General features: G+C 46.9%; 21 protein-coding genes. 15 read left to right on the top strand and 6 right to left on the bottom strand.

Annotated features, from left to right (window positions below; translation table 11 throughout):
- The first annotated feature begins 4 nt into the window (after positions 1-4).
- From BLU98_RS15820 to BLU98_RS15770, 11 genes are all read left to right on the top strand, one after another.
- Positions 5-571, top strand: coding sequence for an anthranilate synthase component II (locus BLU98_RS15820; protein WP_092726636.1), 567 nt, complete (start codon positions 5-7; stop codon positions 569-571).
- Positions 572-606: 35 nt separating this feature from the next.
- On the top strand, positions 607-1,599 hold the full coding sequence (gene trpD / locus BLU98_RS15815) for an anthranilate phosphoribosyltransferase (protein WP_092726634.1): 993 nt from the start codon (positions 607-609) through the stop codon (positions 1,597-1,599).
- The gene (gene trpC, locus BLU98_RS15810) at positions 1,596-2,396 is read left to right on the top strand and encodes an indole-3-glycerol phosphate synthase TrpC (RefSeq protein WP_257575054.1); all 801 of its coding nucleotides are present in this window, start codon (positions 1,596-1,598) and stop codon (positions 2,394-2,396) included. Before trpD ends, trpC begins: the two co-directional genes overlap by 4 nt.
- A 10-nt stretch (positions 2,397-2,406) precedes the next feature.
- Complete coding sequence (locus BLU98_RS15805; protein WP_257575053.1) at positions 2,407-3,024, top strand: phosphoribosylanthranilate isomerase; 618 nt, start codon at positions 2,407-2,409, stop codon at positions 3,022-3,024.
- A 6-nt stretch (positions 3,025-3,030) separates the two neighbouring features.
- Complete coding sequence (trpB, locus tag BLU98_RS15800) at positions 3,031-4,227, top strand: tryptophan synthase subunit beta (RefSeq protein ID WP_092726629.1); 1,197 nt, start codon at positions 3,031-3,033, stop codon at positions 4,225-4,227.
- A gap of 125 nt (positions 4,228-4,352) precedes the next feature.
- Positions 4,353-5,123, top strand: coding sequence for a tryptophan synthase subunit alpha (trpA, locus tag BLU98_RS15795; RefSeq protein WP_092726626.1), 771 nt, complete (start codon positions 4,353-4,355; stop codon positions 5,121-5,123).
- Between the two features lie 11 nt (positions 5,124-5,134).
- A complete protein-coding gene (gene hisH / locus BLU98_RS15790; protein ID WP_092726624.1) occupies positions 5,135-5,734 on the top strand; it encodes an imidazole glycerol phosphate synthase subunit HisH in 600 nt (199 codons plus the stop codon).
- A 6-nt stretch (positions 5,735-5,740) separates the two neighbouring features.
- Entirely contained in the window at positions 5,741-6,457 is a 717-nt protein-coding gene (gene hisA / locus BLU98_RS15785; protein ID WP_092726622.1) for a 1-(5-phosphoribosyl)-5-[(5-phosphoribosylamino)methylideneamino]imidazole-4-carboxamide isomerase, read from the top strand.
- Positions 6,451-7,209, top strand: coding sequence for an imidazole glycerol phosphate synthase subunit HisF (gene hisF / locus BLU98_RS15780; protein ID WP_092726620.1), 759 nt, complete (start codon positions 6,451-6,453; stop codon positions 7,207-7,209). The genes hisA and hisF overlap by 7 nt, the downstream gene beginning before the upstream one ends.
- A gap of 11 nt (positions 7,210-7,220) precedes the next feature.
- Positions 7,221-7,817, top strand: a complete 597-nt coding sequence (gene hisIE / locus BLU98_RS15775) for a bifunctional phosphoribosyl-AMP cyclohydrolase/phosphoribosyl-ATP diphosphatase HisIE (protein WP_092726616.1) — start codon at positions 7,221-7,223, stop codon at positions 7,815-7,817.
- A 2-nt stretch (positions 7,818-7,819) separates the two neighbouring features.
- Positions 7,820-8,908, top strand: coding sequence for a TlpA disulfide reductase family protein (locus BLU98_RS15770; protein ID WP_105470886.1), 1,089 nt, complete (start codon positions 7,820-7,822; stop codon positions 8,906-8,908).
- Here BLU98_RS15770 and BLU98_RS15765 read toward each other — a convergent pair.
- Positions 8,900-9,262 carry an ArsC family reductase gene (locus BLU98_RS15765; RefSeq protein ID WP_257575052.1) on the bottom strand — a complete coding sequence of 121 codons (363 nt, stop codon included), beginning with the start codon at positions 9,260-9,262 and terminating at the stop codon, positions 8,900-8,902. The two genes, BLU98_RS15770 and BLU98_RS15765, sit on opposite strands and share 9 nt — an antisense overlap.
- A gap of 78 nt (positions 9,263-9,340) precedes the next feature.
- On the opposite strand from BLU98_RS15765, the gene BLU98_RS15760 reads away from it, so the two are divergent.
- Positions 9,341-11,776 carry a TonB dependent receptor gene (locus BLU98_RS15760; protein ID WP_092726613.1) on the top strand — a complete coding sequence of 812 codons (2,436 nt, stop codon included), beginning with the start codon at positions 9,341-9,343 and terminating at the stop codon, positions 11,774-11,776.
- A 1-nt stretch (position 11,777) separates the two neighbouring features.
- Here the strand turns inward: BLU98_RS15760 and BLU98_RS15755 are convergent, their stop codons facing one another.
- The 3 genes from BLU98_RS15755 to BLU98_RS15745 are packed head-to-tail and all read right to left on the bottom strand — an operon-like array spanning position 11,778 to position 14,445.
- Positions 11,778-12,296 (bottom strand): hypothetical protein, encoded by a 519-nt coding sequence (locus BLU98_RS15755; RefSeq protein ID WP_092726612.1) that lies wholly within the window; start codon positions 12,294-12,296, stop codon positions 11,778-11,780.
- A 33-nt stretch (positions 12,297-12,329) separates the two neighbouring features.
- Positions 12,330-13,109, bottom strand: a complete 780-nt coding sequence (locus BLU98_RS15750) for a (Fe-S)-binding protein (protein ID WP_092726610.1) — start codon at positions 13,107-13,109, stop codon at positions 12,330-12,332.
- A gap of 25 nt (positions 13,110-13,134) precedes the next feature.
- Positions 13,135-14,445 carry a 4Fe-4S dicluster domain-containing protein gene (locus tag BLU98_RS15745; RefSeq protein WP_092726608.1) on the bottom strand — a complete coding sequence of 437 codons (1,311 nt, stop codon included), beginning with the start codon at positions 14,443-14,445 and terminating at the stop codon, positions 13,135-13,137.
- Between the two features lie 176 nt (positions 14,446-14,621).
- Here BLU98_RS15745 and BLU98_RS15740 point away from each other — a divergent pair, with 176 nt between their 5' ends.
- The gene (locus BLU98_RS15740; protein WP_092726606.1) at positions 14,622-15,122 is read left to right on the top strand and encodes a phosphoribosyltransferase family protein; all 501 of its coding nucleotides are present in this window, start codon (positions 14,622-14,624) and stop codon (positions 15,120-15,122) included.
- Between the two features lie 9 nt (positions 15,123-15,131).
- On the opposite strand, the gene BLU98_RS15735 is transcribed toward BLU98_RS15740, so the two are convergent.
- On the bottom strand, positions 15,132-15,416 hold the full coding sequence (locus tag BLU98_RS15735) for a hypothetical protein (RefSeq protein WP_092726603.1): 285 nt from the start codon (positions 15,414-15,416) through the stop codon (positions 15,132-15,134).
- Positions 15,417-15,482: 66 nt separating this feature from the next.
- Positions 15,483-15,785: a hypothetical protein gene (locus BLU98_RS15730; RefSeq protein WP_092726601.1), complete on the bottom strand. Its 303-nt coding sequence runs from the start codon at positions 15,783-15,785 to the stop codon at positions 15,483-15,485.
- A 130-nt stretch (positions 15,786-15,915) separates the two neighbouring features.
- On the opposite strand from BLU98_RS15730, the gene BLU98_RS15725 reads away from it, so the two are divergent.
- Both BLU98_RS15725 and BLU98_RS15720 read left to right on the top strand, forming a co-directional pair.
- Positions 15,916-17,643: a phospho-sugar mutase gene (locus BLU98_RS15725; protein WP_092726597.1), complete on the top strand. Its 1,728-nt coding sequence runs from the start codon at positions 15,916-15,918 to the stop codon at positions 17,641-17,643.
- Positions 17,644-17,733: 90 nt separating this feature from the next.
- On the top strand, positions 17,734-18,390 hold the full coding sequence (locus tag BLU98_RS15720) for a protein-L-isoaspartate(D-aspartate) O-methyltransferase (protein WP_092726595.1): 657 nt from the start codon (positions 17,734-17,736) through the stop codon (positions 18,388-18,390).
- Position 18,391: the final 1 nt, after the last annotated feature.

Below are 18,391 nucleotides of genomic sequence, written 5' to 3'. Positions count from 1 at the left end.
CGACATGAAAATATTAGTCTTCGATAATTACGATTCATTCACCTACAACCTGGTGCACCTGGTAGAAAAGATATTGCACCAGAAAGTAGATGTATTCAGGAACGATGAGATCGCATTGGAAAAAGTGAAAGATTACGATAAGATCATCCTGTCTCCCGGCCCGGGTATTCCTTCCGAAGCAGGGTTGTTGTTGCCCCTGATCAAAGGCTACGCATCCAGCAAATCTATCCTGGGTGTTTGTCTCGGGCACCAGGCCATCGGCGAAGCGTTCGGAGCGAAGCTGGTAAACCTGTCTACCGTGTACCATGGTGTAGCCACCGATATTCAACTGAACCATACCGATAAAATATTCAGTGGGTTGGATAAAAACCTCAAAGTGGGCCGTTACCACAGCTGGGTGGTGAGTGATGATGGTTTTCCCGCAGAGCTGGAGATCACCGCGCGTGATGAACACAATTATATCATGGGTTTGCAGCATAAGACCTACGATGTGCAAGGGGTACAGTTCCACCCGGAAAGTGTTTTGACGCCACAGGGAGAAAAAATATTGTACAACTGGCTGCATCAGTAATAGGCCGGTGCATCATTTAATCAACTATCACGTGTATGAAAAAAATACTTCAATATTTATTCGAACATAAAACGCTTTCCCGCAGCAAGGCAAAGGAAGTGCTGTTGCAGATATCTTCAGGTCAGTACAATGAAAGCGAGGTGACCGCCTTTGTTACGGTATTCCTCATGCGCAGCATTACCATTGAAGAGTTGCAGGGCTTTACCGATGCATTGCTGGAGCTTTGCGTGAAAGTAAACCTCGACGGTTATAAAGTGATCGATATCGTAGGAACAGGTGGCGATGGTAAGAACACATTCAATATCTCCACACTGGCTTGTTTCATTGTGGCCGGCGCCGGTCAGAAAGTGGCCAAGCACGGTAACTACGGCGCTTCCAGCGTCAGCGGTGCATCGAATGTGATGGAGCAACTGGGTTACCAATTCAAGAACGATACGGCGCAATTGAAAAAAGAAATCGAGGCGGCGAATATTTGTTTCCTGCACGCGCCCATGTTTCACCCGGCATTGAAGGCGGCAGGCCCTATTCGTAAAAACCTGGGCATCCGCACATTCTTCAACATGCTGGGCCCCATGGTAAATCCTGCCGCGCCCGATTTTCAACTGGTAGGCGTGTACAACCTGGAAATGGCGCGCATTTACAATTACCTCTTGCAGGAAACAGGCAAGGCATTCACCATCATCCACAGTCTCGATGGGTATGATGAGATATCACTGACCAACGATACCAAAGTGATCACCAATACCGGCGAGCGCATCATGACACCCGAGCAACTGGGTAAACGCATGGTAGCAGCCGAAGACATATTCGGTGGTAATACGGTAGAAGAAGCGGCCAAGCTGTTTACCAAAATCATCAAAGGAGAAGGTAGCTGGGCGCAGAATGCCGTAGTGCTGGCCAATGCAGCCATGGCATTGCATTGTACAGGTGCATACAAGAACTATGAACAGGCTTATGAAGCTGCTATTGAAAGCCTGGAAAGCGGCAAAGCCCATCAATCTTTACAAACCCTGATCAAACTGCAATGAGCATGAATATACTGGATACCATCATCGCACAGAAACAAAAAGAAGTGGCGGAAAGGAAAGCAGTTACTTCACTCGCGCAGTTGGAGAAGCAACCTTTTTTTGCCCGGCCTACTTTATCGCTCTGCCATTTTTTGTCCGATGAAACCCGCACCGGTATCATTGCCGAGTTCAAAAGAAAATCGCCTTCCAAGGGCATTATCAATGATAAGGCAGATGTGTTGGCGGTCACCAGCGCTTATGCAACGGCGGCATCGGGATTATCGGTTTTGACCGATACACAGTTTTTTGGCGGCGTTACGGCAGACCTGGAAGCTGCCCGCGTAAACCAGGTGCCCATCCTGCGGAAAGATTTTATGATCGACGAATACCAGGTGTATGAAGCCAAAGCCATGGGCGCCGATGTGATCTTGCTGATAGCAGCCTGCCTTACACCGGCAGAAGTGAGGGACCTGGCGGCTTGCGCAAAGGGTTTGGGGCTGGAAGTATTACTGGAAATACACAATGAAGCGGAACTGGAACATATTACCGGTCTGGTAGATATGGTGGGTGTGAACAACCGCAACCTCAAAACCTTTGAGGTAGATATCCGTACTTCCCTGCAGTTGATAGAGCAGATACCACATACCAAACCGGCTGTTGCCGAAAGCGGCATCAGCGATGTAGATACTATCGTAACTTTACAACAGGCTGGATTCAAAGGATTCCTGATAGGAGAAAATTTTATGAAACAGGCCAACCCTTCGATTGCTTTTACTGATTTCGTTAATCAACTAAAAGCAAAACAACATGCGCATTAAAGTTTGTGGCATGACAAGTGCCGAACAGGTATTGCAGCTCGATGAAATGGGCGTGGAATTTGGCGGATTTATTTTCTATCCAAAATCGCCCCGCTATGTTTTTCGTTCCATGCCCAGGGCCGAGATCAAAAAGATCAGGGGGCAGATCAACAAAGTGGGCGTGTTTGTGAATGCACCCATAGAAGAAGTATTGCAAACGGTAGACGACTGCGGCCTCTATCTCGTGCAACTGCATGGCGATGAAACACCCCGTTATTGCGAAAAGGTCGCCGACTATGTAGGCGTGATCAAAGCATTCCGCCTGCGTGAAGACGATAATATCTTGTGGAAGATCAAAGACTACCAGGATGTAGCAGATATGTTCCTTTTCGATACCGAAGGCGCAGGGTATGGAGGAACCGGTAAAAAATTCGACTGGAGTGTGCTCAAAGGACTGAACATTGGCAAACCTTTTTTCCTGAGTGGGGGCATACAGCCGGAAGACACAGACCTGTTGAAATCATTTGCTGCCGAGCCTGTTGCCAAAGACCTGTTTTCCATTGATGTGAACAGCAGGTTCGAAATTTCGCCCGGTGTCAAAGACATGAATAAGCTCAGACCATTTGTAACGGCAGTTAAACAGATTTAAAAGAACATGAGTACAACAATCACATACCAACAACCCAATGAACAGGGCTATTATGGAAAATTCGGTGGGGCGTATATACCGGAAATGCTGTATCGCAATGTAGAAGAACTGCGGACAAGGTACCTGGAGATCATGGAAGAAAAAACTTTTCAGCAGGAGTTCAGACAATTGCTGAAAGATTATGTGGGAAGGCCCACGCCTTTGTTCCTGGCTACGCGTTTGAGCAAAGAGCTCAATGCTTCACTTTATCTCAAGCGCGAAGATCTTTGTCATACCGGTGCACACAAGATCAATAATACTGTTGGCCAGATATTACTGGCACGCAGGTTGGGTAAAACCAGGATCATTGCTGAAACAGGGGCCGGTCAGCATGGAGTGGCCACCGCTACTGTATGTGCCTTGAAAGGAATGCAATGCATTGTGTACATGGGCGAGAAAGACATCGAACGGCAGGCGCCCAATGTAGCACGAATGAAAATGCTGGGCGCAGAAGTGATCCCAGCTACCAGTGGCAGTAAAACATTGAAAGACGCCACCAACGAAGCCATACGCGACTGGATCAATAATCCAACAGACACGCATTATATTATTGGCAGTGTAGTGGGGCCACATCCTTATCCCGATATGGTAGCGCGTTTTCAGAGTGTGATCAGCGAAGAAACCAGGTGGCAGCTGAAAGAAGCTACCGGATCGGAATTGCCCACACATGTGATTGCCTGTGTAGGCGGCGGCAGCAATGCAGCCGGGGCTTTCTATCATTTCCTCGACGAACCCTCCGTGCAACTGGTAGCGGTGGAAGCGGCGGGGCATGGGGTGAACAGCGGTATGTCGGCCGCCACTACGCAGTTGGGTAAGCCGGGTGTATTGCATGGCAGCAAAAGCCTGGTAATGCAAACGGAAGACGGTCAGGTAGTAGAGCCACACAGCATTTCAGCGGGACTCGACTATCCCGGCATCGGCCCCTTGCACGCCAATTTATTCGATAGCAAACGAGGATTGTTCCTGAGTGCTACCGATGAAGAGGCGTTGGAAGCTGCATTCCATGTAACTAAAACAGAAGGTATCATCCCTGCACTGGAAACAGCGCATGCATTTGCTGCATTGAAGCAACTGAAACTGAAACCTACAGATAAGATAGTGCTTTGCCTGAGTGGAAGAGGAGATAAGGATTTGGCTACTTATATGAACAATATGAAATTATAAATCAAACGCTTAACGCGGAACGCAGAACGCGGAACGCAAAACGCAGAACGCAGAACGCAAATAAGACTATTTTTTAGCGTTTAGCGTTCAGCGTTGAGCATTAAGCGTTAAGCAATCTTTTAATTATGAGCAGGATCAAAGAATTATTTGATAAAAAACAAAAGCAGGTATTGAATGTGTATTGCACGGCAGGATACCCGCAACTGGATAGTACCCTGCAAGTGGTAAAAGCCTTGCAGGATAACGGAGCCGATCTGGTAGAGTTGGGTATGCCTTACAGCGATCCGCTGGCCGATGGCCCTATAATACAGGCCAGCAGTACAGTAGCATTGGCGAATGGGATGACCATGGCCATCCTGTTCGAGCAACTGAAAGACCTTAGGAAAGAAATACAGGTGCCGGTGATACTGATGGGATATATGAACCCGGTATTGCAATACGGATTTGAAAGATTTTGTGCAGATGCGAAAGAGGTGGGTGTTGACGGATTGATACTGCCCGATTTACCCGAATACGAATTCGAAACAGAATATGGCGCGATCATAAAAAAATATGGCCTCGATTTTATTTTCCTGGTAACACCCGAAACAAGTGAAGCCAGGGTGCGCAAACTGGATACGCTGAGCAGCGGATTTATTTATGCAGTAAGTTCTTCCGCCACCACGGGCAAGGATAAAGACTTTACCGCCGTGGAAGTGTACCTGAAGCGTTTGCAAAATATGAAACTGAATAACCCCGTGTTGGTGGGGTTTGGCGTAAAAGACAAGGAAACTTTCCTGGCAGCGTCTAAGTACACCAACGGCGCAATCATCGGAACGGCATTTATCAAAGCATTGGAGAAAACAAAGGACCTGGCTGTTTCAACAAAAGAATTTTTATCTACGGTATTATCGTAAAGCAGGAACACATGAATTTAGTCGTTATCAAATACAACGCAGGCAATATACAGTCGGTTCGATATGCTTTGGAAAGGATAGGCGCAGAAGCATTGGTTACAGATGATATAGAAGCCATACAATCGGCCGATAAAGTGATCTTTCCCGGCGTGGGAGAAGCCAGTTCGGCCATGGGGTACCTGAAAGAACGGAAACTGGATGCAGTGATCCGTAACCTGAAACAGCCGGTGTTGGGCATTTGCCTGGGAATGCAATTGATGTGTAAGTATTCTGAAGAGAACAACACAGATTGCCTGGGCATTTTTGATGAAGAAGTCAAGTGGTTCAAAGGATTGGGAGATGCCACTGTAAAAGTGCCGCAGATAGGCTGGAACAATATTTACGACCTGCAAACGCCTTTGTTTACACAGGTGCCGCAGAACAGTTACTGTTATTTTGTACATGGATATTATGCAGCATTAGGCAAGCATACGATTGCTACCACCGATTATGTGCAACCTTACAGTTCTGCTTTACACAAGGATAATTTTTATGGTACACAATTCCACCCGGAGAAAAGTGCCGCAGTAGGGGAGCAGATACTCAAAAATTTCATCACGTTAATTCACTAAGCTTTCATGCAGATCATTCCCGCAATAGATATCATCGATGGAAAGTGCGTTCGGCTTACACAGGGCGATTACGGACAAAAGACTATTTACAATGAGAACCCGCTGGAGGTAGCGAAACAGTTTGAAGATGCCGGCCTGCAACGGCTGCACCTGGTTGATCTGGACGGAGCCAAAGCCGGCGCGGTGAAGAACTGGAAAGTGCTGGAAACGATTGCCGGTAATACCTCTATGGTGATCGACTTTGGCGGCGGCATCAAAAAAGAAGAAGACCTGCAGATCATTTTTGAATCGGGTGCAGCATTGGCTACCATTGGAAGCCTCGCCGTTAAAAATGAGTCATTGTTTGTGCAATGGTTGCAACAATATGGAGCTGACAAATTCTTGTTAGGCGCAGATGTGAAAGATGAAAAGATTGCTGTGGGCGGTTGGCTGGAAACAACAGAGATCGGTATCTACGATTTTATATCGAAATACCAATCGCATGGCATTACACAACTGTTCTGCACCGATGTAAGTAAGGACGGCAAACTGGAAGGTCCTTCAACCGTGTTGTACAAGCACATCATTGAACAATTCCCTTCGCTGCATTTCATTGCCAGCGGCGGTGTGAGCTCACTGGATGATCTGTATGCTTTGCAGGAGATCGGTTGCTCGGGCGCCATTGTAGGGAAAGCGATCTATGAAAACAGGATATCACTGAATGATCTGAAAAAAATATGCTGACCAAAAGAATCATACCCTGCCTCGATATCAAAGACGGCAGAACCGTTAAAGGCATCAATTTTGAAAATATCCGCGATGCCGGTGACCCCGTTGAATTGGGCGCTTTGTATGCGCAACAAGGTGCCGATGAACTGGTGTTCCTCGACATCACAGCCACCAACGAAAAAAGAAAGACCCTGAGTGAACTGGTCAACCGTATCTCGCATCATATCAATATACCCTTTACAGTAGGAGGCGGCATCGGCAGTGTGGAAGATGTGCAGGTGCTGTTGCAGAATGGCGCCGATAAAATATCGGTCAACACCGCGGCTTTTAAGAAACCTGCATTGGTGCACGACCTGGCCCGCGAATTCGGCAGCCAGTGCGTAGTGCTGGCCATCGATACCAAACAGGAGGCTGATGGAGAATGGTATGTGTACCTCAACGGAGGAAGGGTGAAAACAGATACCCGTTGTCTCGACTGGGCCCGCCAGGCAGTGGATTTGGGTGCTGGAGAAATATTACTCACATCCATGAACCACGATGGCACTAAACAGGGTTTTGCATTGGATATTACCGGAACTTTGGCCACAGAATTGCCGGTGCCGGTGATTGCCTCAGGAGGAGGCGGCACCATGCCGCATTTCGTGGAGGTGTTCAACAAAGGAAAAGCCGATGCGGCCCTGGCAGCCAGTATTTTTCATTTTAAAGAAATTGCGATACCCGATTTGAAAACATATTTGCACCAACAAGGCATTGTAGTGCGCATCTGAAACAAAGCAACATGAAAATAGATTTTTCGAAATACGCCGACGGACTCGTTCCCGCCATTGTACAGGATTATTCCACCAACAAAGTGTTGATGCTGGGCTTCATGAATGAAGAAGCGCTGAAAGAAACAGAGCGGCAGGGCAAAGTAACTTTTTACAGTCGCAGTAAACAACGTTTGTGGACCAAGGGCGAAGAGAGCGGCAATTTTCTCGAACTCAAAAGCATTGCGGTGGACTGCGACAACGATACATTACTGATCAAAGCGCATCCTCTGGGGCCTGTATGCCATACCGGCGCAGACACCTGCTGGAGTGAACGCAACCACAGCAATGATTTTTTATTGTATCTTGAAGACATTATTCGCCTTCGCAAGCAGGCTTCGCCGGACGAATCTTATGTGGCAAGGCTCTTTGCAAAGGGTATTAATAAAGTGGCGCAGAAGGTGGGAGAAGAGGCTGTGGAATTGGTGATTGAAGCGAAAGACGAGAATGATGAATTGTTTTTGGAAGAAGCGGCCGACCTGCTGTTTCACTATTTGCTTTTGCTTAACGCCAAAGGGCATAATTTGCAGCGGGTAATTGAAGTGTTACAAAAAAGACATTCGAAATAATTATGAAGAAGATCTGGATAGCAATTTTGTGCCCCCTGGTGGGACTCGCACAAGCCAATAAACCGGAAGGCTTTCAAATCAGTGGAAAACTCGAAGGATTGAAAGAAGGCAGTGAAGTGGCGCTGATGAATGGCACCGATGGTAAAAAAATTGCATCGGTTGCAGCCAAACAAGGTCTGTTTACCCTGAAGGGGAAATTAACGGCCCCGGGTATTTGCCAGATCACTTTCCCCGGGAAAAGCGATAACATCGACCTGTTCATGAACCCGAATGATAAAGTAACTGTTTCGGGTAAAGCGAGTGATATCAATAATGCCACCGTGAAAGGATCATGGGTGCAGGATGACTACGCAGAATTCAAACAGCGATTCAATCCGTTGAAAGACCATTTGAATGGTGCGGCCATGAAGATCGATGCAGAAAAAGACCCGTCGAGGCGCGACTCTTTGATGGGACTCTTCAACCGGTATAAAAATGAAGTGGTGGCGGCAACGGCACGTTTTATACAGGACAAACCGGCTTCCCCAGTAAGTGGTTTTGTGTTGTTGGTCACTGCCCCGTTGATGAGCGGCATAAGCGAGATCGAAGCGAATTATGGTCAGTTGAAAGCGGGTGCCAGAACCACTGCTTATGCACAACAGATTGAAAAAAATATTGAATTATCCAGGGTAGGGGCGGTAGGTTCCAAAGCGCTCGTCTTCACCCAAAAAGACACGGCCAATAAACCTGTTTCACTCACTTCTTTCAAAGGCAAGTATGTGTTGGTAGATTTTTGGGCAAGCTGGTGCAGGCCCTGCCGCAATGAGAACCCCAATGTGGTGAAAGCCTTCCATGAGTTCAAAGACAAAAACTTTACCGTACTGGGTGTATCGCTCGACCAGAACAAGGAATCCTGGATACAGGCCATCAGAGCCGATGGCCTCACCTGGACGCATGTGAGTGACCTCCAATACTGGAACAACGAAGTGGCCAGGATGTACAATATACAAGGCATTCCGGCCAATATGCTGATCGATCCGGATGGTAAGATCATCGCCCGCGACCTTCGCGAAGAGGCCTTGCAGGAAACATTGAGAAAGGTATTAAAATAATTCCCCGTACTGTTTTTCGTTGAACCCTACTACAAGCAGTTTCCCGTTTTTTTCTATCACCGGACGCTTGATGATGCTGGTATTTGCCATCATTACCTGAATCGCTTTTGCCTCAGTTTGGATGGTGACCTGCACATCGGCGCCCAACTCGCGCCAGGTAGCGCTTTTTTTATTCAGGATCGTTTCCCATCCAACCTGTTTGCACCAGGTCTGTAATTTTTCTTTATCGATACCCAGCTTTTTATAGTCGTGAAAATCATATTTGACCTGGTGTGACTCCAGCCAGTTCAAGGTTTTCTTTACCGTATCGCAATTCGGAATTCCGTAAATAGTATACATTTTTACATTTTTCATAAACAAAATTAACCGATCAGACATTTTATTTGAATAAATAGCCACGTATAGTTTATTTTGTTTGTTGGAATTGAATACATGTATAGATTTTTAATATTTTTTCTTTTTATTGGGACAACGATAAGGGATGTTTCAGCGCAGGGTACTGTCAGCGGTATCGTATTGGAAGCTAAAACGGGTAAGTCTATTTCACGGGCCAGTGTTCAGCTCAGGAGAATGGGCGATTCGGCAAAACAATATGCCATGGCCGCCGATAAAGACGGTAATTTTTCTTTTTCAAAACTAGGATTGGGATATTATCGGCTCACTGTTCAATCTATCGGCTTTTCTAAACTGCAAATAGATAGCATTGTATTACGTGCAGACCGCACCGATATCAACCTCGGCGAAATGATGATGCACGAACTTTCTTCATTACTCAATGAAGTGATCGTGTATGCAGAGAAGCCGCTCATTGAAAACAGGGATGGCAAGATATCGTACAATGTGTCGGAAAGTCCGCTTGGCAATGGATCTAATGCTTCTGAATTGCTGAAGAACATGCCATTGATCAATGTGAATTCCGATGGTACCATCCTGTTGCGGGGCAAGGAGCCCTTGATATTGATGGATGAGAAACCTACGAACCTCAACGCGCAACAACTTGCCGAATTGCTGGAAAGTCTTCCTGCCAATGTGATCGAGAAAGTGGAGATCATGGTCAACCCGCCGCCGGAATATGCTACTTATCCGGGTGGCGTGATCAACATCGTTACCAAAAAGGGCAGGGTAGGTATTTATGGCAGGCTCAGCGCCAGCGCGGGGAGCAGGGGAGAGAGCAGTGTTTCTTCGAATTTCAGTTACCGGAGCGCGCAGCTCAATGTCAATGCCAATGCCGGTGTTGGCTGGTTGGAAGCAAGGGGCAATTCGTACAGCCATCGCCAGAATATTTATAAAGACTCGGTCAATTATTTTTATTCTCAATCATCTTACGTGAACAGGAGCACCATGCCCAACATGCGGCTCCAGACAGATTACGACCCCGATAAACAGAACAGCCTGAGTTTTGTGTACCAGGGCTACATGAACTATTCAGATAACAGTAACACTACTTTTTATACCAACCTCGACAGCCTGCTGCACGTGTACAAAGCCAGCTCAAGGTCTAATCATTACGACGGAAGCGGTTATAGCCACGGTATATATGGTTCTTACCAGTGGAAGGGCAAGAACCCGGTAGAGAAGCTGCAATTGTATACAGGATATAACCTGGGTAAGAATGAGAACAACCGCGATTTCTACCAGCAGTTCCTGCAGCCCGATTTCCTGCCCACCGGTATCGATTCTACCCAATCGCAGTTTTTTGATACCTATACTACTTCCTGGTATGCCAGGCTCAATTACAACAAGCCCCTCAATGATACCGGCACTACTTTTTTAACCAGTGGGGCGGCCTATTCATCGAACAGTTTTCACAATGTGCTCAATACGGATTTTCTGCGCAAGAGCGATAACCAGTACATCCGCAACGATTTGCTGAGTAATAATTTTTATTTCGACCAGGACATCTTTACCCTTCGCGCGGGATTGGTTGTATCGTTGCCCATGCGCTGGCGCCTGATCACAGGAGTGCAGGCTGAACATTCCGGTACCACTTTCCATTTCATCAAAGGCAATGCACCCGATGCCAATAATGGTTATTGGAGATTGTTACCCAACGCTACGCTACGGAAAGATATCACCAGGGAACTCAACATGGCATTGGTATTCAGGGAAACCATCCGCCGTCCGGGTATGGTGGAACTGAACCCCAGCATCGACTACAGCGATCCCTACAATATACGCTTTGGTAATCCGTATCTGCAACCTTCGCTCATTGATAATTTCGATCTGAACATCGGTTACAACCAGCGCAAATTCAATATCAATGCCTCATTAGGATATAACAGGATCAAGAATGTATTCAACAGCATCCGTACCCTTGTTGATAGTGGTAAAACACAGATCAGCTACCAGAATATCTCCGATCAGAATGAATACATTGCCAGTATCTGGACGGGTATCACGCTGAGCCAGTCGCTGCGTGTGAACATCAGTTCGGGATACAATTACAACCAGTACGATGCGAGGATGAAACAACTGTATCGTTACAATGATGGCGGATCTTTTTATTCGGGGTTGAATTTCAGTTATACGCCCGACAAGCTAACAATGATCGAAGGCAGTACCCGTTACAGTAGTTTTGCTTCACCACAGGGTAGATCGCGAACCAATATGAGTATGAGCTTTGGTGTGCAACGCAAGTTCTTCAACAGGAAGCTGATCGTTGGCGTGGCGGCGATTGATCCGCTTGGTTTGTTGCAATACAACGGGTATACCTATGCACCCAACTTCATCATACAAAGCCAGAGCAGGAGCAATACACGCAACTTCCGTATTACGGTGAGTTATCAATTGAATAAAACAATTATCAAAAGGAAACTGAGCGAAGAACAACAAAAAGAAGCGCTGGAAAAAGTACAGCACAAATCCTAGATCAAGCCGTTTGCAACGCGGGTATTTTTGTTGAAAGCCAGCTTTCTTTCACCGGCTTGAGCCATTGATGCAGCCATTCTTCTTTGGTAGACACCAGGTTGTTGAAATAAGTCGTGTGGGCTTCTATGAAACGGTTTTCAATGGCGTAATTCAATTGCGCCATGGGTAATACCTGTACTTTTTCTTTTACAACGAAAGCCAGGTTCTGCCGGTTGAACATATCCACACCGAATAGCTTCTCCACTTCTTTCACTACCCTCACAGAGCTGTCTGTACTGCAACCGCTCACGCCGCCACCGGTGGTGATATCGGCCATGAAAACGATGAACTGTCCGAATAGCAGGTTGGCATAACCTTTCACCGGCTCGCCATGTGTTTTCCATTCGGCAAGGAACTGCTTCAACAGGTCTTCTATCTGTAATGCTTCACCGATGGTAAACAGACGGTTGCTCTGGTAAATCCAGACCTTCGAGGAAGCATGAAAATCTTCCGGCACATATTGACTGTATTCGAAATCCATACTGCAAAAATACCAATTCCCTGGCAAATGGGCTTAGGCGAGGTCGGCAGCGATCAGTTCGGCAATATCGAGCACTGCCACTTCCTGTTCTTTTTCTTTGTTCTTGACACCGTCGGTCATCATGGTATTGCAAAAGGGGCAGGCCGACGCGATCACGGATGCGCCGGTAGCCAGGGCGTCTTCGGTTCTTTCAATATTGATGCGTTTGTTACCGGGCTCGTCTTCCTTGAACATCTGCGCGCCACCGGCGCCGCAGCAAAGACCCTTGGAACGGCAGCGTTTCATTTCAACCAATTCGGCATCCAGCGCTTCCAGCACTTTGCGGGGCGCTTCGTAGATATCATTGGCGCGGCCGAGATAGCAGCTGTCGTGATAAGCTATTTTTTTCCCTTTGAAAGACCCGCCTTCTTTCAGGCGGATGCGCCCTTCATCGATCAGTTGCTGCAGCAGGGTGGTGTGATGTATGACTTCGTAATGTCCACCCAGCTCGGGATATTCATTTTTCAGTGTATTGAAGCAATGCGGACAGGTAGTTACAATTTTTTTGATGCCATACCCGTTGAGTACCTGTATGTTTTGGTAGGCCATCATCTGGAAAAGGAATTCATTGCCGGCCCTGCGTGCAGGATCGCCTGTACAGGCTTCTTCTTTACCCAGGATGGCATATTTGATACCTGTTTTATTAAGGATGGTGGCAAAGGCTTTGGTGATCTTTTGCGCGCGCTGGTCAAAGCTGCCTGCGCAACCAACCCAGAAAAGGATCTCAGGGGTTTCTCCATTCATCATCATGTCGGCCATGGTATTCACCTTCATATACTTCAGTTATGCGTGTTATCGTTTATGATGCCATCTCCTGCGTCCAGTGGTCGCGTTCATCGGGCGCGAATTTCCAGGGAGCGAAATTATTTTCGGTATTGCTGAACATGCTGTTCCATTCCTGCGGTGCATTGCTTTCTTCCATCACCAGTGAACGGCGCAACTCGGCAATGATCTCCAGCGGAGAAATGCTCACAGGACATTCTTCCACACAAGCGTTACAGGTAGTGCAGGCACGCAGTTCTTCCACACTGATATAATCGTGCAGGAGCGATTTGTTATCGGCTACAAAACTTTTATGCTGGTTGATATTCCTGCCCACTTCTTCGAGGCGGTCGCGCGTAGCCATCATGATCTTGCGCGGACTTAATAATTTACCCGTTGTGTTGGCAGGGCATGCGGCAGTGCACCGTCCGCATTCGGTGCAACTGTAAGCATCCATCAGGTTACGCCAACTGAGATCGAAAACATCTTTGGCGCCGAAATGCGCAGGAGGCGCTGCATCGGCAGGAGCCAACTCAGGCTGCATGGCATAGAGTACTTCTTTTTGTACAGCGGGCATGTTCTTCATCTTACCCTCTGGGTCCAATCTTGCATAATAAGCATTGGGGAAAGCCAGTATAATATGCAGGTGCTTGGAATAAGGAAGGTAATTGAGGAAGGCAAAAATGCCGGCGATATGTAACCACCAGCAGCTGCGTTCAATACCTATCAATGTGCTTTCACTGGTGTTTTGAAAAAGCGGAACGAGAAAGTTAGAAAAATAAAAAGGTCCGGCAGGATGGTAATGCGGGTTACCGCGCAATTGCAATGCCTGGTCCGATGCGTTGAGAAAGAGGAACAGGAACATCAAACAGATCTCGGTGATGAGGATATAGTTGGCATCGCTTCGGGGCCAGCCGTTTAAGTCCTTGCTGATGAAACGGCGCAGTTTGATGATATTCCTTCTGCAAAGAAAGATCACACAAACGGTGATCACACCAACCGCCAGAAATTCAAAAGCGTTGATCAACCAGTTATACAGCGAACCCAGGGGCGCCAGGAACAAACGGTGCGTTCCCAGTAAACCATCGAGCACGATCTCGAGTACTTCGAGGTTAATGATGATGAAGCCGGCATAAATTACAAAGTGCATGACAGCTACCAGCGGGTTACGGAACATTTTTTTCTGACCGAAAGCCAGCAACAACAGATTACGCCAGCGCTGGGGGCGGTTGCCGCTGAAATCTTCCTCCTTACCCAGAAAAATATTCCGTCTGATCTCACCGGCCTTCCGGGCAAATAGCCAGATGGCTGTAAGGGAGAGCGCGGCAAAAAGTACCTGTTGGATCATACGCAAGGTTGAGGCGCTAAGATAGCGTGAATATTTCTAACCGTCATCCCGAGCGAGCGAAGCGAGTCAATGCACGTCATCCCGAGCGCAGTCGAGGGATCTGCCCGCATCTTCAGCAGGTCCTTCGACTCGCTTCGCTCGCTCAGGATGACGTATATTTGAAGAGAAATAATTTTATGCCTGGAAAGAAAAATATCCTGAATAAAGAAGCCGCCATACAGAAATTACACCGCATGGCATTGGAATTGGCCGAAAACCTCAACGGCGATGAAACACCGGTAGTGTTGATCGGTATCCGCAACAGTGGTATGGCGGTAGCAGAAAAAATCGGCAGCTTTTTGAAACAATATATTTCCGGAGAGATCAGGATCATTGCCGCCAGCCTGGATAAAACCCTTCCCCAGGAAGTAACGTTGAGTGAAGCGATAGACTTCAACGGGCTGCATGTGGTGCTGGTAGACGATGTAACCAACAGCGGCAAAACACTGTTGTATGCCCTGAAACCCTTGTTGGCCTTCCACCCAAAGAGTATACAAACCATGGTGCTTGTAGAAAGGATGCACAAACTATTCCCCGTAAAACCAGATTATGTAGGATTATCTATTGCTACTACTTTACAAGATCATATACAAGTAGAAGTTGCAGGCGGAGAAGTAGAAGGCGCTTATATTGTTTGATAATAAGTGTTAAGCAGAAGGAAAACGGCTACGCAGGAATTTCAGGTAAGCAAATCCAAAAATGAGCGGAGAAGATAAAAGATAACCCCGCCACCATCTTTTTTGATCGATGGTGAAGTTGGGAGCGCCTTTCATTTCAGCAATGGCCACGAAGGCAAATACGAATTGAATAACCACATTGACTGCAAGCAACCCCACAGTATAATGACGGTAACGCGTCATTACGCAAGACGAAGCCAGTATTGCACAAAATACCACTGCTGCATACAGCAGTGGAACTATTTTCCACTTCATATATCTCTAAATTACTAATTTGTTTTTAGAAATCCAACAGATCGTTTGCCTTTTTCACGATAAGCCTCAGATGGCTTCAGCAGGAGATGCAAAGGCTTTTTTCCGGACCCACCCAAGGTAAAAAAAGCCAAACACCAATGGCAGAAAGAAAAGATACAAACGCCAGTTCCTTTTTTCTGTGGTATTAAGTTGGACAGACGGACCCACTTCGTAAATGGCGATAGAGCTGAAGACTGCCTGTGATACAAAACAGGAGATGGAGGGGATCAGCGGGTGCATCAATGACCCGGACAGTTTTGCATAGGCCGCAACACAAAAAGCGATCAGCGCAATAACATAAGTAACGGGCGCCAGGTGGCGGTTATTCATGCGACTAAAATATAGAAGTGCAGGAACAACCGCGAACAAATGAGATTATGTAAATATTAAAAATGAATCCAGTAACTTGCGTATAAGCACGAAAACAAACGTCAAAGTCAACATTTAAAAGTCTAAACCCATGGATACAGCTATACAGCAAAGAGTGGCCAGCTGGCTCGAAGGTAATTATGACCAGGCTACAAAAGAGGCTATCCAATCATTGCAAACCACCAACCCCGATGACCTGGCCGATTCATTTTACAGGAGCCTTGAATTTGGTACCGGCGGTCTCCGTGGTATCATGGGAGTAGGCACCAACCGGATGAACAAATACACGGTGGGTATGGCTACACAAGGCTTTGCCAATTACCTCAAAAAGACTTACGGATCGGCTGAAATACGCGTGGCCATTGGCCACGACAGCCGCAACAACAGCCGCTTTTTTGCAGAAACCACCGCCAATGTATTTGCTGCGAACGGCATCAAAGTGTTTCTCTTCGAAGCACTGCGGCCCACACCCGAACTCAGCTTCGCCATACGCAAACTGCATTGCCAGGGCGGTGTGGTATGTACCGCTTCACACAATCCCAAAGAATACAACGGATACAAAGCCTATTGGAACGACGGCGGACAACTGGTACCTCCGCACGATAAAAATGTGATCAAAGAAGTGGAAGCCATCACCAGTGTGAATGAAGTGAAATGGAATGGCGGCGAAGCCAATATTTCATTGATGGGTAAAGAAATGGACAACGCTTATATGGACATGGTAAAAAGCCTGAGCGTTTACCCCGATGTGATTGCCGAACAACACGATCTTAAAATTGTATATACGCCTATTCACGGAACCGGTATCACGCTGGTGCCGGAAGTATTAAGTCGCTTTGGATTTACCAATGTAACCGTGGTGGAAGAACAAGCCACACCCAATGGCGATTTTCCCACGGTGGCTTATCCCAACCCGGAAGAGAGCGAAACCATGAGCATTGGATTGAAAAAAGCCAAAGCCATGGATGCCGATATCTTATTGGGTACCGATCCGGATGCAGACAGGGTAGGCGTTGGCGTAAAGAACCACAAAGGAGAATGGGTGCTCATGAACGGTAATCAAACGGCTATACTGGCTTTTGCCTATCTTATCGAAGCCCGCAAATCGAAAGGCATTGCACAACCCAACGATATGGTCATCACCACCATCGTTACTACTGCCATGATCAACGAGCTGGCAAAACAAAACGGAGTAGCCTGTTACAATGTGCTTACCGGTTTCAAATGGATCGCCGAACTCATCAAGGAAAAAGAAGGCAAAGAAAATTATGTGATTGGCGGAGAAGAAAGCTTTGGCCTGATGATCGGAGACCAGCTAAGAGATAAAGATGCCGTAAGCGCCGTGGCGTTGTTGTGTGAAATGGCGGCCTATGAAAAGAACCAGGGCAGAACCTTGTTCGATAAGTTGATAGAACTGTACATCCAATACGGATTCTACTATGAGAGCCTCATCAGCATTACCAAGAAAGGCATGAACGGACAGAAGGAAATTGCTGATATGATGGAGGGATATCGTAACAACCCACCGAAAGAGATCAACGGTGTGAAAGTGCAGCAATTACTTGATTACGAATTGCAAACGGGTAAGGACTTATTAACCGGTGAAAGCTGGGCCATTAAGCTTCCTAAAAGCAACGTGTTACAGTTCATACTGGAAGACGGCAGCAAAATATCGGCCAGGCCATCGGGTACAGAACCCAAGATCAAGTTCTATTTCAGCGTGTGCACCCAACTGGAGAAAAAAGAAGATTTCGACCGCCAGTTTGCAGCATTGGAAGCAAAGATCAAAAGCATCATTGCCGGGCTGAAATTGAAATAACTGTGCGTAATTTTACAGTGAGATTTTTCTTTTCACAACGACCTATATGCACCAGGCGCTTGGCTGGTTAACAGTATATTCGTGCCGTTTATGAGAAGTTACGAAGATACATATCAGCACAAGGGACTGCGGCGCCAGTTGGTTAACCTGTTGAAAGAAAAAGGCATCAGTGATGAGAGAGTACTGGATGCCATCAACGCCATCCCGCGGCATTTTTTTCTCGATTCCGCCTTCGATAAGATAGCTTATGAAGACCGTGCATTTCCGATAGGAGAAGGACAAACCATTTCACAACCTTATACGGTTGCTTACCAAACGCAACTCCTGAATGTAAAGAAATCCGATAAAGTATTGGAAATAGGAACCGGCAGTGTGTACCAGGCCACCATCCTGGCAGAACTGGGTGCCTGGGTGTTTACGATTGAACGGCAGAAAAAATTATACGAACTGCACAAGAAATATTATTTCCGCAACAAATACCTCAACCTGAAATTTTTCTATGGCGATGGTTTCGAGGGACTGCCCACTTTTGGTCCTTTCGATAAGATCATCATCACAGCTGCTGCACCCTTCGTACCCCCAAAACTGGTAGAACAACTGAAACCCGGCGGCATCATGGTATTGCCGGTAGATGAAGGCAATTCGCAACGCATGCTGCGCATCACTAAAACGGCAGAAGGCTCCCTCATAGAAGAAGCCTTCGACCAATTTTCTTTTGTTCCTATGTTAACAGGAAGGAACGGCTGAT

The sequence above is a fragment of the Hydrobacter penzbergensis genome, from assembly GCF_900106985.1.
GTDB lineage: Bacteria > Bacteroidota > Bacteroidia > Chitinophagales > Chitinophagaceae > Sediminibacterium > Sediminibacterium magnilacihabitans.
Note: the sequence above shows the minus strand (reverse complement) of the source record. Positions and strands in the feature narration are given on the sequence as shown.

Bases quoted from the DNA above. Each gene is read 5' to 3' on its own strand.
- BLU98_RS15820 (WP_092726636.1), top strand. From the start codon at position 5: ATGAAAATATTAGTCTTCGATAATTACGATTCATTCACCTACAACCTG.
- trpD (WP_092726634.1), top strand. From the start codon at position 607: ATGAAAAAAATACTTCAATATTTATTCGAACATAAAACGCTTTCCCGC.
- trpC (WP_257575054.1), top strand. From the start codon at position 1,596: ATGAGCATGAATATACTGGATACCATCATCGCACAGAAACAAAAAGAA.
- BLU98_RS15805 (WP_257575053.1), top strand. From the start codon at position 2,407: ATGACAAGTGCCGAACAGGTATTGCAGCTCGATGAAATGGGCGTGGAA.
- trpB (WP_092726629.1), top strand. From the start codon at position 3,031: ATGAGTACAACAATCACATACCAACAACCCAATGAACAGGGCTATTAT.
- trpA (WP_092726626.1), top strand. From the start codon at position 4,353: ATGAGCAGGATCAAAGAATTATTTGATAAAAAACAAAAGCAGGTATTG.
- hisH (WP_092726624.1), top strand. From the start codon at position 5,135: ATGAATTTAGTCGTTATCAAATACAACGCAGGCAATATACAGTCGGTT.
- hisA (WP_092726622.1), top strand. From the start codon at position 5,741: ATGCAGATCATTCCCGCAATAGATATCATCGATGGAAAGTGCGTTCGG.
- hisF (WP_092726620.1), top strand. From the start codon at position 6,451: ATGCTGACCAAAAGAATCATACCCTGCCTCGATATCAAAGACGGCAGA.
- hisIE (WP_092726616.1), top strand. From the start codon at position 7,221: ATGAAAATAGATTTTTCGAAATACGCCGACGGACTCGTTCCCGCCATT.
- BLU98_RS15770 (WP_105470886.1), top strand. From the start codon at position 7,820: ATGAAGAAGATCTGGATAGCAATTTTGTGCCCCCTGGTGGGACTCGCA.
- BLU98_RS15765 (WP_257575052.1), bottom strand. From the start codon at position 9,262: ATGAAAAATGTAAAAATGTATACTATTTACGGAATTCCGAATTGCGAT.
- BLU98_RS15760 (WP_092726613.1), top strand. From the start codon at position 9,341: ATGTATAGATTTTTAATATTTTTTCTTTTTATTGGGACAACGATAAGG.
- BLU98_RS15755 (WP_092726612.1), bottom strand. From the start codon at position 12,296: ATGGATTTCGAATACAGTCAATATGTGCCGGAAGATTTTCATGCTTCC.
- BLU98_RS15750 (WP_092726610.1), bottom strand. From the start codon at position 13,109: ATGAAGGTGAATACCATGGCCGACATGATGATGAATGGAGAAACCCCT.
- BLU98_RS15745 (WP_092726608.1), bottom strand. From the start codon at position 14,445: ATGATCCAACAGGTACTTTTTGCCGCGCTCTCCCTTACAGCCATCTGG.
- BLU98_RS15740 (WP_092726606.1), top strand. From the start codon at position 14,622: ATGCCTGGAAAGAAAAATATCCTGAATAAAGAAGCCGCCATACAGAAA.
- BLU98_RS15735 (WP_092726603.1), bottom strand. From the start codon at position 15,416: ATGAAGTGGAAAATAGTTCCACTGCTGTATGCAGCAGTGGTATTTTGT.
- BLU98_RS15730 (WP_092726601.1), bottom strand. From the start codon at position 15,785: ATGAATAACCGCCACCTGGCGCCCGTTACTTATGTTATTGCGCTGATC.
- BLU98_RS15725 (WP_092726597.1), top strand. From the start codon at position 15,916: ATGGATACAGCTATACAGCAAAGAGTGGCCAGCTGGCTCGAAGGTAAT.
- BLU98_RS15720 (WP_092726595.1), top strand. From the start codon at position 17,734: ATGAGAAGTTACGAAGATACATATCAGCACAAGGGACTGCGGCGCCAG.